At 65.5% G+C, this 13126-nt stretch carries 10 protein-coding genes, 1 pseudogene and 1 riboswitch; of the genes and pseudogenes, 9 read left to right on the top strand and 2 right to left on the bottom strand.

Annotation, left to right across the window (positions count from 1 at the left end; all coding sequences use genetic code 11):
- Positions 1-55: 55 nt before the first annotated feature.
- Positions 56-1384 (bottom strand): glycoside hydrolase family 3 C-terminal domain-containing protein, encoded by a 1329-nt coding sequence (locus tag WKH79_RS08590; RefSeq protein ID WP_341858611.1) that lies wholly within the window; start codon positions 1382-1384, stop codon positions 56-58.
- Positions 1377-2075, bottom strand: a complete 699-nt coding sequence (locus WKH79_RS08585) for a glycoside hydrolase family 3 N-terminal domain-containing protein (RefSeq protein ID WP_341858610.1) — start codon at positions 2073-2075, stop codon at positions 1377-1379. Before WKH79_RS08585 ends, WKH79_RS08590 begins: the two co-directional genes overlap by 8 nt.
- 127 nt (positions 2076-2202) lie before the next feature.
- Between WKH79_RS08585 and WKH79_RS08580 the strand changes: the two genes are divergently transcribed.
- The 9 genes and pseudogenes from WKH79_RS08580 (at position 2203) to gcvPB (ending at position 13096) form a co-directional block, all read left to right on the top strand.
- Positions 2203-3174, top strand: a complete 972-nt coding sequence (locus tag WKH79_RS08580; protein WP_341858609.1) for a metalloregulator ArsR/SmtB family transcription factor — start codon at positions 2203-2205, stop codon at positions 3172-3174.
- Positions 3171-4098: pseudogene (gene metF, locus WKH79_RS08575) on the top strand (methylenetetrahydrofolate reductase [NAD(P)H]). The gene WKH79_RS08580 and the pseudogene metF overlap by 4 nt, the downstream one beginning before the upstream one ends.
- Positions 4095-5135, top strand: a complete 1041-nt coding sequence (locus tag WKH79_RS08570) for a homocysteine S-methyltransferase family protein (RefSeq protein ID WP_341858608.1) — start codon at positions 4095-4097, stop codon at positions 5133-5135. Before metF ends, WKH79_RS08570 begins: the two are co-directional and overlap by 4 nt.
- Complete coding sequence (locus tag WKH79_RS08565) at positions 5132-5659, top strand: GNAT family N-acetyltransferase (protein ID WP_341858607.1); 528 nt, start codon at positions 5132-5134, stop codon at positions 5657-5659. Before WKH79_RS08570 ends, WKH79_RS08565 begins: the two co-directional genes overlap by 4 nt.
- Positions 5660-5663: 4 nt before the next feature.
- Positions 5664-8267, top strand: coding sequence for a methionine synthase (metH, locus tag WKH79_RS08560; RefSeq protein ID WP_341858606.1), 2604 nt, complete (start codon positions 5664-5666; stop codon positions 8265-8267).
- A 56-nt stretch (positions 8268-8323) separates the two neighbouring features.
- Positions 8324-8420, top strand: a riboswitch (glycine riboswitch).
- Positions 8421-8572: 152 nt separating this feature from the next.
- Positions 8573-9748 (top strand): glycine cleavage system aminomethyltransferase GcvT, encoded by a 1176-nt coding sequence (gcvT, locus tag WKH79_RS08555; RefSeq protein WP_341858605.1) that lies wholly within the window; start codon positions 8573-8575, stop codon positions 9746-9748.
- 5 nt (positions 9749-9753) lie between these two features.
- Positions 9754-10125 (top strand): glycine cleavage system protein GcvH, encoded by a 372-nt coding sequence (gene gcvH, locus WKH79_RS08550; protein ID WP_050601021.1) that lies wholly within the window; start codon positions 9754-9756, stop codon positions 10123-10125.
- A 35-nt stretch (positions 10126-10160) separates the two neighbouring features.
- Positions 10161-11528, top strand: coding sequence for an aminomethyl-transferring glycine dehydrogenase subunit GcvPA (gcvPA, locus tag WKH79_RS08545; RefSeq protein ID WP_063510833.1), 1368 nt, complete (start codon positions 10161-10163; stop codon positions 11526-11528).
- Positions 11525-13096 (top strand): aminomethyl-transferring glycine dehydrogenase subunit GcvPB, encoded by a 1572-nt coding sequence (gene gcvPB / locus WKH79_RS08540; RefSeq protein WP_050600942.1) that lies wholly within the window; start codon positions 11525-11527, stop codon positions 13094-13096. The genes gcvPA and gcvPB overlap by 4 nt, the downstream gene beginning before the upstream one ends.
- Positions 13097-13126: the final 30 nt, after the last annotated feature.

The raw sequence follows: 13126 nt of genomic DNA, 5'->3' as shown, positions 1-13126 counted from the left end.
CTACACGAGGCGGGGCGAGGCCCAAACCGAAATCGGGCGTCGTGCCGGCAGGCGGTCAGCCCGCGTTGCGCAAGCGGCCGAACAGCGCGGGCAGGGGTTCGGAAGAAAGCGCCCGCTCCATGGTCCGGGCAAGCGTGGTCGATACGGTGATCTTCGAAACATGCGCGCGATCGTCGCTGAGGCCGACCGCGATCTCGTAAGTGCCTGCTTCGATCACGAAACTCCCGTCGGATCTGAAGTGGCCCAGCTGGTTGCCGCCGACTTCGAACAGCAGGCTGCGCGTTTCGCCTGCCATCAGCGAGACGCGCTGGAAGTCGGCCAATCGGCGCGCCTGCGCACCGTTCTGTCCCGGGCTGCGCACATAGAGCTGCGCCGTCTCGGTGCCTTCGCGTTTGCCGACATTGTACAGCGTGGCGCTGACGATGATCCGGTCGTGGCTCAGTTCGACCGCGGTTTCGCCGAGGCCGAAATCGGAATAGCCCAGCCCGTGTCCCAAGGTGAAACCCGCTTGCCCCTTCTCCGTCAGCGGCAGTGGCAGGCGGCCCCGCGGCGCGAATTCGCCGGTCAGCACTTCGGCCAGCGCATGGCCCGACATGGTGCCGAGTTGGCCGGCATGCAGCACGCAAGGCAGCTTGGTCCCGCGCGCGTCGGGGTCGAGCGGCTGCGAGCCGAGGCTGATCAGGACGATGTTCGGATTGACCGCATGGAGCGAATCAAGGAGCGTTTGTTCCGCTTCTCCCACACGCTCGCAGTCGCCGAGCGTGACGATCACCGTGCCCACCCGCCGCGCGGCATTGCAGGCCATGCCGATTGCCATGTGATCGGCGTCGAGCAGTCCGGCGGGTCTGGCATCGGCGCGGACCGCCAGGCCGGGGACGAAACTGTGCGCGAGGCCCAGTGCGTCGAACCCGTCGAGCAGGTTGGCGGCGTCACCATGCGCTCCGCCAGTCGGAAGCGCCCGGTCGGTTGCGGCATGCCCGACAACGAGGATTTCGCCCGATGCGATATCGAGCGGCAGCAGCGCGGGATCGTTGCGCAGCAGGACGATCGCGTGGCGCGCAGTGTCCAGCGCGACGGTTCGCGCGTGATCCGCCGACCAGTCGGTGGCGGGGGCGATATCGCGCAGATCGGCGCGGAACAGGCCCAGATCGTATTTCGCGCCGAGTACCTTGCGCACCGCGTCGTCGAGCTGGCGCATGCCGACCCGCCCGTCGCCCACCGCTTTCACGATGCTGTCCACTGCCAGCATTTGGTAAGGCGTTTCACCGGCCTCCTGTCCCGCAGACCGGCCGATCGCGACCCATTCGGCCAGGTCGATCCCGTCGAAGCTGGCGGGGCCGCCGATCGACGGGGCGCCATCCGCAGTCTCGCCGCGGTCATGCACTGTCTGCGCGAGTAGACCCAGCGCGATGCTCGCCGGGGGCGATCTCGCGCAGCACGCCGGCCACCAGCCGGAGCTTGTCGGTCAGTATGTCGGGATCGCGCCGCTCGATCCAGCCAGGCGCGTCGGTGCGCAGGCAAGCCAGCACGCCGTCGCCATCCTGCCCCTCGAATTGCAGGCCGCGCACGGTGGCCGCGGCCAGGGCGCGCGCCAGATGTACTGAAGTGCCCCAGCTTTCAGCCAGTTCCTCCGTTTCGGTATCGCTCGTCAGGACGACCTGGGGCCCCATGAGCCAGTTCATCCCGTGCGCTCGCGCTTCCCCCGCCACGATCTGGGCTGCGCTTTCCACGATGTGCGGCGACCATGTCGCGGCCAGTGCGAGCGGGGCGGGCATGGTGACCGAGGTGCCGCGGCCGGGAACATTGGCCATCAGCAGCGGAATGCCGAGCCGCGTTTCCTCGACGGCCAGGCGTTGCAAGGCAGCCAGCTGGTCTGCGGCGCCCGAACCGAGAAGCCCGCCTACACGGCCCTGCAACATTTCTGCGCGCAGCGGGGCACCTTCGCTATCGCCGCCGGCTTCCGGAATGGGCAACAGGACAAGCTGCCCGGCCTTCTCCGCCGCTGACATGATGGCGAGCAGGTCTTCGACGAAACGCTCGCGTTCGGCGGCGTGATCGGGCGGATGGCGGACCATTTGGGCGGTAGCGTGGTCCTTAGAGGTAAACATCCGGTGTGGATGCGCCGATTGGTCCGGCGCTGTTGCCGAACTGCACCGCAAGGCGGATTTACAGATATAAAAATATCTTTATATCCCCTTCACAATGCGAACCGAACATCTCTTCCGCGCCCTTGCCGATCCGACCCGGCTCAGGATCATGCGCCTGCTTGGCTCGATGGAGCTGGCGGTGGGTGAAGTCGCGCAGGTGCTGGGGCAGAGCCAACCGCGCGTGTCGCGGCACATCGGCATCCTGTGCGACGCGGGTCTGGCCGAACGACGGCGCGAAGGCAGCTGGGTATTCCTGCGCGCCTGCGCCGATTCGAGCGAGGCGCCGCCGCTTTGCGCGGCTATCGGCGATCTGCTGGTCGATGCGGAGGCTGCCGACGCGGCCTTTGCGGAACAGTGCGAGCAGGACCGACGCAAGCTGGCCGCGATCCGTCAGCACCGCGAAACCGAGGCGCAGGCCTATTTCTCGGCGCATGCGGACGATTGGGACGAATTGCGCCGGCTGCATTCCTCGGACGAGGCCGTGGAGGCCGAACTGGCGCGTGCGCTGGGGCCCGAACCGCTTGGGCGCCTGCTCGATATCGGCACCGGCACGGGGCGCATGGCCGAACTGTTTGCCGAGCGGGCAGAGCGGATCGTTGCACTCGACAAGAGCCTGGCGATGCTGCGGGTTGCACGCGCCAAGCTGCAGCACCTCCCGACCGAGCGAGTGGAACTGGTGCAGGGCGACTTCGGGGCGCTGCCGTTTGCCGCGGCGAGTTTCGACAGCGTGCTGTTCCACCAGGTGCTGCATTTCGCGCAGATGCCCGGTGCCGCGCTGGCGGAGGCCGCCCGCGTGCTGCGTCCGGGCGGACGGATCGCAATCGTCGATTTCGCGGCGCATCAGCGCGAGGAACTGCGCAATCGCCATGCGCATGCCCGGCTGGGGTTCGACGATGCACAGATGATGGGTCTGCTCAGCGATGCCGGGTTCGACCCGGCCGCGCCGACGGCACTGGAAGATGGAGAACTGGTGGTGAAGATCTGGATCGCGCCGCGGCGCGTCGATGACCGGAAGGCGGCGTCATGAGCCCGACGATGGACCAGATGCGCGAAGCGCAGCGCGCACTCGAAGCGCCGCTGTTTTCAGGGCTCCCGGGCGATATCGACGTCAGCTTCGAATTCTTCCCGCCCAAGAATGCGACCATGAACGAGACGCTGTGGCAAAGCGTCGAGACGCTGGCCCCGCTCGGGCCGCGTTTTGCCAGCGTCACATATGGCGCGGGCGGGTCGACCCGCGAGCGGACGCACCAGCAGGTCGTTCGCATCCAGAACGAAGCGCGCATTCCTGCTGCCGCGCACCTGACCTGCGTCGAGGCGACCCGCGAAGAGGTCGACGAGGTGGCGCGCCATTACTGGGATGAGGGCATCCGCCATATCGTGGCCCTGCGCGGCGACGCGCCCGACGGGCAATCGCAATATGCGCCGCATCCGGGCGGCTATGCCAACGCAGTCGAGCTGATCGCGGGACTGAAGAGGGTCGCCGATTTCGAGATATCGGTCGCCGCCTATCCCGAGGTCCATCCCGATCTCGCCCGATCGCCAGGCCGATCTGGACAATCTCAAGGCCAAGTTCGACGCCGGGGCGACCCGGGCGATCACGCAGTTCTTCTTCGATCCGCAATGTTTCTTCGACTTTCGCGACCGGGCCGCAGCGGCGGGAATTGACGGCGAGATCGTGCCCGGGATCATGCCCGTGCTCAGCTTCGCGGCGGTGCGCCGGATGTCGGGGCTGTGCGGCACAGCCATCCCGCCGTGGATGGAAGGTCTGTTCGACGGGCTCGACGATCGCCCCGCCGCGCGCCAGCTCGTCAGCGCGACCATCGCGGCCGAACTGTGTCGCCGGCTATATGCGGGCGGGGTACGGCAATTCCATTTCTACACTCTCAACCGCGCCGAACTGAGCTTTGCAATCTGCCATATGCTCGGGCTGCGCGCGAAGGCAGGCCGATGACCAAGCGCGAAGAATTCGAAGCCGCCGCAGCCCAGCGGATCCTGATCAAGGACGGCCCCTACGGTACCGCGATCCAGCAGGCCGGGCTAACGGCCGAAGACTATGCCGCGGGCACCGATCTCGCGCAGGAGCAGAAGGGCAATAACGACCTCGTCAATCTGACGCAGCCGCAGGTTATCCGCCGGATCTGTGACAGCTATATCGATGCAGGCGCGCATATCCTCGCCACCAACACCTTCAACGCCAATCGCATCAGCCAGGCCGATTACGGCGCCGAACACCTGGTCCATGAGATCAATGTCGCCGCGGCGCGGATCATCCGTGAAGCGGTCGATGCGCGGAACGACGGCATTCCGCGGTTCGTGGCGGGCGCTGTCGGGCCGACCAACAAGACGCTGTCACTTTCGCCCGATGTCGAAGACCCTGGGTTTCGCGAAGTGACATTTGACGAAATCGTCGCCGTCTATGTCGAACAATGCCGCGCGCTTGTCGCTGGCGGGGCCGATTTCATCCTGGTCGAGACGGTGTTCGACACGCTCAACTGCAAGGCCGCTATCATGGCCGTGAAGCAGCTGGCGCGCGAACTTGACCGCGACATACCGCTGATGATCTCGCTGACGCTGACCGACCTTTCGGGCCGCAATCTGTCGGGCCATACGGTGGAGGCGTTCTGGTACACCGTGCGCCATGCCAGGCCGCTGACGATCGGCCTCAACTGCAGCTTCGGTGCCGAACAGCTGCGTCCGCATGTGCAATTGCTGTCCGATATCGCCGATACCTGGCTGATGGCCTATCCCAATGCCGGCCTGCCCAACGATCTCGGCGAGTATGACGAACAGCCGGAAACGACTGCGTCGCTGACGCAGGTCTGGGCGCAGAATGGCCGGATCAACGCGCTGGGCGGCTGCTGCGGCTCGACGCCCGCGCATATCGCCGCGATGGCCAAGGCGGTCGAAAACTGCGCGCCGCGTGTGCTGCCCAAGCCTGACCCGGACATGCATCTGGCGGGGCTCGAACCGTTCACGATCGCGGCATGAGCGGCGGGGGCCTCCATGGGGCGGTAATCCGCGAGGCGGAGGCAGCGGACGTGCGCGCGCTCGCGCTGGTGTCGGATGCCACTTTCCTCGAGACCTTCGCCGGGATGATCAGCGGCGAGGCGCTCGTCGCGCATTGCGCGGCCAAGCATGCACCCGATCATCTCGCCGGGCTGCTGGCTGCTGGTGCCCGTGCCTGGCTTGCCGAAATCGACCGGGCGCCGATCGGCTACGCGCTGCTCACCCGGCCCGAACTCGATGCCGCGCAGGACGGCGATATCGAGCTCAAGAAGATCTACCTGCTGTCACGCTTCCACGGCAGCGGTATCGCCGCCGCGCTGTTCGATGCCGTATTGTGCGGGGCGCAGAGCCATCGCCGGCTGCTGCTGGGCGTGAAAGACGACAACCACCGCGCCATCGCCTTCTATACCAAACAGGGTTTCCGGCAGATCGCCACCCGCCGCTTCGATGTCGGCGGAACCCTCTATGACGATGTCGTGCTGGCGCGCGACCTCGACCGGAACTGAATTCATGAGCAATCTGACCACCGCCCGCTTCGTCAATATCGGCGAGCGCACCAATGTGACCGGCTCGGCGCGGTTCAAGAAACTGATCATGGCGGACGATTACGACACCGCGGTCGAAGTCGCGCGCCAGCAGGTCGAAAACGGCGCGCAGGTAATCGACGTCAACATGGACGAAGGCCTGCTCGATGCCGAGCATGCCATGACCACTTTCCTCAAGCTGATCGCGGCCGAACCCGACATCGCGCGTGTCCCGGTGATGATCGACAGTTCCAAATGGGAGGTCATCGAGGCCGGCCTCAAATGCGTTTCGGGCAAGCCGATCGTCAATTCGATCAGCATGAAGGAAGGCGAGGACGCCTTTCTCGATCATGCGCGCAAATGCATGGATTACGGCGCCGCGGTGGTGGTCATGGCGTTCGACGAGACCGGGCAGGCGGACACCAAGGAGCGCAAGGTCGAAATCTGCAAGCGTGCCTATGCATTGCTGACCGGGATCGGCTTCCCGCCCGAGGATATCATCTTCGACCCCAATATCTTCGCGGTGGCGACGGGGATCGAGGAACACGATCGCTATGGTCTCGATTTCATCGAGGCGGTGGCGGAGATCAAGGCGGCGTGTCCGCAGGCGAAGACCAGCGGCGGCCTGTCCAACCTCAGCTTCAGCTTCCGCGGCAATGAAACTGTGCGCCGCGCGATGCATTCGATCTTCCTCTATCACACGATCCCCGCGGGGCTCGACATGGCGATCGTCAACGCCGGCCAGCTCGACGTTTACGACCAGATCGATCCGCAGCTGCGCGAAGCCTGCGAAGACGTGATCCTGATGCGGCGGCCGGATGCCACCGAGCGGCTGATCGACCTTGCCGAAAGCTACAAGGGCAAGAGTGCGGCCGACGAAAAGGCCGCCGAGGAATGGCGCGGCTGGGACGTGCGCCGCCGGCTCGAACACGCGCTGGTCAAGGGCATCGACGCGCATGTCGTGGCCGACACCGAAGAGGCGCGCCAGCAGTTCGACCGCCCGATCGAGGTCATTGAAGGCCCGCTGATGGATGGCATGAACGTTGTCGGCGACCTGTTCGGCAGCGGCAAGATGTTCCTGCCGCAGGTGGTCAAGTCCGCACGCGTCATGAAAAAGGCGGTCGCCCACCTGATCCCCTACATCGAGGCCCAGAAGGAAGCGGGCGCCCGCGCGAAGGGCAAGATCGTGATGGCCACCGTGAAGGGCGACGTCCACGACATCGGCAAGAACATCGTCGGGGTGGTGCTGCAATGCAATGGCTACGAGGTGATCGATCTCGGGGTCATGGTGCCGTGGTCGAAAATCCTCGAAGCCGCGAACGAGAACGATGCCGACATCATCGGCCTGTCGGGCCTGATCACGCCCTCGCTCGATGAAATGGTCACCGTTGCCGAAGAGATGAAAACCGCCGGGATGACCATGCCGCTGCTGATCGGCGGGGCGACGACCAGCAAGGTCCATACGGCGCTGCGGATCGACCCTGCCTATGACGGGCCGGTTATCCACGTGCTCGATGCCAGCCGGGCGGTGGGCGTCGCCAGCCGCCTGCTGTCCGACACGCAGCGCGATGAATTCGTCGACCGGACCGCGGCGGAATATGTCCAGGTCCGCGACACGCGCGCTGGCAAGGGGCAGAGCGAACTGATGCCGTTGGCCGATGCGCGCGCGAACGGTTTCGTGGCCAGCATGGCCGAAAAGCCCGCCGCGCCGCTGCAGCCCGGGCTGCATGTGTTCGATGGCTGGGACCTCGCGGAACTGCGTGAATATATCGACTGGACACCGTTCTTCCGGGCGTGGGAACTGCACGGCACCTATCCCAAGATCCTCGATGACGAGGTCGTCGGCGAAAGCGCCCGCAGCCTCAAGGCGGATGCCGACGCCATGCTCGACGGGATCGTCGCCGAACAATGGTTCACCGCGCGCGGAGTGGCCGGGCTGTGGCCCTGCACCCGTGACGGCGACGATGTCGTGATCGCCGATCCGGCGGGCGCATCGCCTACGGTGATGGCGTTCCTGCGCCAGCAGGTGAAGAAATCGCGCAGCCGCCCCAATATGTGCCTGGCCGATTTCATCGATCCGGCGGGCGACTGGCTGGGTGGCTTCGCCGTGGGCATTCACGGTATCGAGGAACATTCGCGACGCTTCCTCGCCGACAAGGACGATTATTCGGACATCCTGCTCAAGGCGCTGGCGGACCGCTTCGCCGAGGCCTTCGCCGAACGGCTGCACCAGCACGTGCGCACCGATCTGTGGGGCTACGCGCCGCAGGAACAGCTGACGAATGCCGCGCTGATCAAGGAAGAATACCGCGGCATCCGTCCCGCGCCCGGCTACCCCGCCTGTCCCGACCACAGCCTCAAGCCGATCCTGTTCGACCTGCTCGACGCCGAAGCCAACACCGGGATCACGCTGACCGAAAGCTTCGCCATGTATCCCACCGCTGCCGTGAGCGGGTTCTATTTCGGCCACCCGCAGGCGGAGTATTTCGGCGTGGCGCGTGTCGGACGCGACCAGCTCGAGGATTATGCCACGCGTCGCAATGTGGATATTGCCACTGCCGAACGCTGGCTGCGCCCGAACCTGGATTGACCGGGCGGCGCTTATCGCGCAGGGCACTCACGTCGGCTGGGGAAGCGATTCTGCGGCAGGCGCGCACGGGAGAGTTCGGGTGGCGGCGTCCACCCGGCGCCGAAGGAGCAACCGCCCCGGAAACTCTCAGGCTAAACGGACCGTGCGCTCCATCGGCACTCTGGAAAGCGTCGCGCGCCTGCGCGTGGCCACCGAAGGGGTAAGCGCACCCATCCGTGCGCCAGTCTCTCAGGTTTCCCGACAGAGGGGGCATGGGTTTTCGGCGCACCGCGAAGGGGCGCCCCCATGCTTGCGAAGGACGGGACTTGAGCGACGACACCGAAGACACGATTGCCGAAACCGAAACGCTGCCGCTCGATGCGTGGCATCGCCGCAAGGGCGCGCGGATGGTGCCCTTTGCGGGGTACCACATGCCGATTCAGTACGAAGGCATCGTCACCGAACACAACTGGACGCGCAACCAGGCGGGCCTGTTCGATGTCAGCCATATGGGCCAGCTCATGGTCACCGGCGACAAGGCTGCGGCCGAGCTCGAGAAACTGCTCCCCGGGGCGATCGCTTCGCTCAAGCCGGGCAAGGTGCGCTATTCGCTGCTGCTCGACGATGACGGCGGTATCCTCGACGATCTCATGGTCACCAATGCCACGCCGTGGATCGAGGGCGACGAGGAAGCCGGCACCGAAGGGCAATGGGGCGAACCGGCCTATTACCTCGTCGTCAACGGTGCGATGAAATGGGACGATATCGCCCATCTGCGCGAGCATCTCGACGATGATGTCACGCTGACGCACATGGACGAACACGCGCTGATCGCGCTGCAAGGCCCCAGCGCGGCGACCGCGCTCAACCGCGTGATGCGCAACGTCATCGACGACATGGTCTTCATGGAAAGCGTGGTCCATGACTTCGGCGAATGGCCGCTGCGCATCACCCGCGCCGGCTATACCGGCGAAGACGGGTTCGAAATCTCGCTGCCGGCCGAATTCGCGGAAAGCTTTGCCGACCGCCTGTGCGCCGAAATCGAAGTGCGTCCCGTCGGCTTGGGGGCACGCGACAGCCTGCGGCTCGAAGCGGGCCTGCCGCTCTATGGCCACGACATCACCACCGAAACCGATCCGGTGTCTGCCGATCTCGGCTTTGCGCTGACCAAGCGGCGGCGCGAGGAAGGCGGCTGGATGGGCCATGCGCCGGTAATGCAGGCGTTCGCCGAGGGACCCGCGCAGAAACGCGTGGGCATTTCCATCGACGGCCGGATGCCCGCCCGCGAAGGCGCGCTCGTCTATTCGGGCGATACGCAGGTCGGCCGCATCACCAGCGGCGGCTTCTCGCCCACGCTCGAACGGCCCATCGCCATGGGCTATGTCGACACCGCGCTTGCCGCCGAAGGCACCGAACTCGAAGTCGAGGTGCGGAAGAAAAGGCTGCCCGGCACGGTCGCCTTGCTCCCCTTCGTCCCCCATCGCTACCACAGAGGGAAATGATAGAAATGGCCCGCTATTTTACCGATGAACATGAATGGATCGACGTCGAGGGCGACACCGCCACCGTCGGGATCACCGATTTCGCGCAAGGCCAGCTGGGCGACATCGTCTTCGTCGAGCTGCCCGATGTCGGCAGCGTGATCGACAAGGGCAAGGACGCTGCCGTGGTCGAAAGCGTCAAGGCGGCGAGCGACGTCTACGCGCCGATCAGCGGCGAGATCATGGAAACCAACGAGGCGCTGGAAGACGACCCGGCGCTGGTGAACACCTCGCCCGAAGAAGACGGCTGGTTCTTCAAGATGACCATCGGCGACAAGTCGCAGTTCGACGGTCTGATGGACCAGGCCGCTTACAAGAGCTTCTGCGACGGGCTTTGATTTTCTGACGCCCTGCGGGGCCTGAAGGAACCAAGATGCGTTACCTACCCCTGACCGATACCGACCGTTCGGACATGCTCGATACGATCGGCGCGCCCGATATCGATGCGCTGTTCGCCGATGTACCCGAGGCAGCGCGGCTTTCCGGCCCGATCGAAGGCCTGCCGATGCATGCCAGCGAAATGGCGGTCGAAAAGCATATGCGACGGCTGAGCAAGAAGAATCTTGCCGCATCCGATGCGGCGTTCTTTCTTGGGGCAGGGGCATACAAGCACCATATCCCGGCCAGTGTCGATCACATCATCCAGCGCGGCGAGTTCCTGACCGCCTATACGCCCTACCAGCCCGAAATCGCGCAGGGCACGCTCCAGATGCTGTTCGAATTCCAGACGCAGGTCGCGCGGCTCTATGGCTGCGCGGTCGCCAATGCGTCGATGTACGACGGCTCGACCGCGTGCTGGGAAGCGGTGGCCATGGCGGGCCGGGTCGCCCGTGGGAAGAAGCGCAAGGTCGTGCTCTCGGGCGCGCTGCACCCGCATTATGCCGAAGTGGTGCGGACGATGGCCAAGTTCACCGACGACGAGATCGCCGGTGCGCCGCCCAGCCTGACCGCCAGGCCCGACGATGACGGGCTGATTGCGCGGATCGACGGGGACACCAGCTGCGTCGTGGTGCAATATCCCGATATCCTCGGCCGCCTGCCCGACCTCGCGAAAATCGCCGAGGCCGCGCATGACAAGGGTGCGCTGCTGATCGCGGTCAACACCGAACCCGTGGCGCTGGGCGCGATCGCATCGCCGGGTGAGCTGGGGGCGGATATCGTCGTCGGCGAAGGCCAGTCGATCGGCGTCGGCCTGCAATTCGGCGGCCCCTATCTCGGCCTGTTCGCCGTACGCGATGAAAAGCACGTGCGGATGATGCCGGGCCGCCTGTGCGGCGAGACGGTCGATGCCGGGGGCAAGCGCGGCTTCGTGCTGACGCTGTCGACGCGCGAACAGCATATCCGCCGCGAAAAGGCGACCTCGAACATCTGCACCAATTCGGGGCTCTGCGCGCTGGCGTTCAATGTCCATATGACGCTGCTCGGCGAGAAAGGGCTGCGCCGGCTGGCGATGGAGAACCACCGGCTTGCGTGCTTTGCCGCCGACCGCTTGGCCAAGGTGCCGGGCGTGAAGCTGCTCAACGACGCGTTCTTCAACGAATTCACGCTGCTGCTCGATGGCGATGCCCGCAGCATCGTGCGCGAGCTGACGCAGCAGGATATCCTCGCGGGCGTATCGCTCGCACGGCTGTTCCCCGGCCATGATGCGCTGTCCAACGGGCTGCTCGTCGCGGTTACCGAAACCACTACCGAGGAGGACGTGGAAACGCTCGCCTCCGCACTCGAGGAGGTGCTGGCATGAACGCTCCCAACGCTTCAGGCTGGAAGCCCGGCACCCCCGTCGAAGGACACAATGCGATGAGCGGCCCCGACACCGCCACCGGCAACCGTGCACTGATGCTCGAGGAACCGCTGCTGTTCGAGATCGGCCATGCCGAAACCACCGGGGTGGACCTGCCCGAACCGCAGGCGGGCGCCAATCGCCTCGGCGGGTTCGACCGCAAGGATCCGATCGGCTTGCCCGGCCTGTCCGAGCCTGAGACCGTGCGCCACTACACGCGCCTGAGCCGGCAGAACTACGCAATCGATCTTGGCCTGTTCCCGCTCGGTTCGTGCACGATGAAGCATAATCCGCGGCTCAACGAAAAGGTCGCGCGCATGCCCGGCTTCGCCGATGTCCATCCGCTGCAGCCGGTCGATACGGTGCGCGGCGCGCTGGAAGTGATCAACGAACTGGCGCACTGGCTGATCGAGCTTACCGGCATGCAGGGCGTTGCCATGAGCCCCAAGGCCGGGGCGCATGGCGAGTTATGCGGCATCCTGTGCATCCGCGCCGCGCTCGAAGCGCGCGGCGATGCGCGCGAGGTCATCCTCGTCCCCGAAAGCGCGCATGGCACCAACCCAGCCACCGCGGCCTTCGCCGGCTACCGGGTCGAAGACATTCCGGCCAATTCCGACGGGAGGGTCGATCTCGAAGCGCTGAAAGCACGTCTCGGCCCCGATGTCGCGGGGGTGATGATCACCAATCCCAACACCTGCGGCCTGTTCGAACGCGACATGAAGGCGATTTCCGACGCGGTCCACGAGGCCGGCGGCTTCGTCTATTGCGACGGCGCGAATTTCAACGCCATCGTCGGCAAGGTGCGCCCCGGCGACCTCGGCGTCGACGCGATGCATATCAACCTGCACAAGACCTTCTCCACCCCGCATGGCGGCGGCGGCCCGGGTTCGGGCCCGGTCGTGCTGTCCGAAGCGCTCTGCCCCTATGGCCCGCTGCCGTTTACCGCGCGGACCAGGGATGGCGTGGTCCACCTGGTCGAGGAAGAAAACGCCGCCGAATTCGACCACACCAAGGCCTTCGGCCGGATGACCGCGTTCCACGGTCAGATGGGGATGTTCACCCGCGCGCTGGCCTATATCCTCAGCCACGGTGCCGATGGCCTCAAACAAGTGTCCGAAGACGCCGTGCTTAATGCCAATTACATCCTGCGCAGCCTCGAAGACGTGCTCGATGCACCCTTCGGCCACAGCGGGCCGTGCATGCATGAAGCGCTGTTCAGCGACAAAGGCTTCGCCGACGATGTCTCGACGCTCGATCTGGCCAAGGCGCTGATCGACGAGGGCTATCACCCGATGACGATGTATTTCCCGCTGGTGGTGCACGGCGCGATGCTGGTCGAACCGACCGAGACCGAAAGCAAGGCGGCGCTCGACCAGTTCATCCTCGCGCTGCGCAGCGTGGCCGAACGGGCGATTGCGGGCGACGAGACACTCAAGGCCGCGCCCTATTACGCGCCGCGCCAGCGGCTCGACGAAACGCAGGCCGCGCGCAAGCCCGTGCTGGCCTGGAACGACGCCAATCTGACCTGATCCGGCATGCTGTCTGCCGACCCGGCCGGG

It is taken from the genome of Qipengyuania sp. GPGPB31 (assembly GCF_038396345.1).
Lineage (GTDB): Bacteria > Pseudomonadota > Alphaproteobacteria > Sphingomonadales > Sphingomonadaceae > Qipengyuania > Qipengyuania citrea.
The sequence above is the reverse complement of the archived record's forward strand: the minus strand, read 5'-3'. Positions and strand labels throughout refer to the sequence as shown.

Excerpts from the sequence above, each read along its gene's own strand:
- metH (WP_341858606.1), top strand. The coding sequence starts at position 5,664 with ATGAGCAATCTGACCACCGCCCGCTTCGTCAATATCGGCGAGCGCACC.
- WKH79_RS08585 (WP_341858610.1), bottom strand. The coding sequence starts at position 2,075 with ATGGTCCGCCATCCGCCCGATCACGCCGCCGAACGCGAGCGTTTCGTC.
- gcvPB (WP_050600942.1), top strand. The coding sequence starts at position 11,525 with ATGAACGCTCCCAACGCTTCAGGCTGGAAGCCCGGCACCCCCGTCGAA.
- gcvH (WP_050601021.1), top strand. The coding sequence starts at position 9,754 with ATGGCCCGCTATTTTACCGATGAACATGAATGGATCGACGTCGAGGGC.
- WKH79_RS08580 (WP_341858609.1), top strand. The coding sequence starts at position 2,203 with ATGCGAACCGAACATCTCTTCCGCGCCCTTGCCGATCCGACCCGGCTC.
- WKH79_RS08570 (WP_341858608.1), top strand. The coding sequence starts at position 4,095 with ATGACCAAGCGCGAAGAATTCGAAGCCGCCGCAGCCCAGCGGATCCTG.
- WKH79_RS08565 (WP_341858607.1), top strand. The coding sequence starts at position 5,132 with ATGAGCGGCGGGGGCCTCCATGGGGCGGTAATCCGCGAGGCGGAGGCA.
- gcvPA (WP_063510833.1), top strand. The coding sequence starts at position 10,161 with ATGCGTTACCTACCCCTGACCGATACCGACCGTTCGGACATGCTCGAT.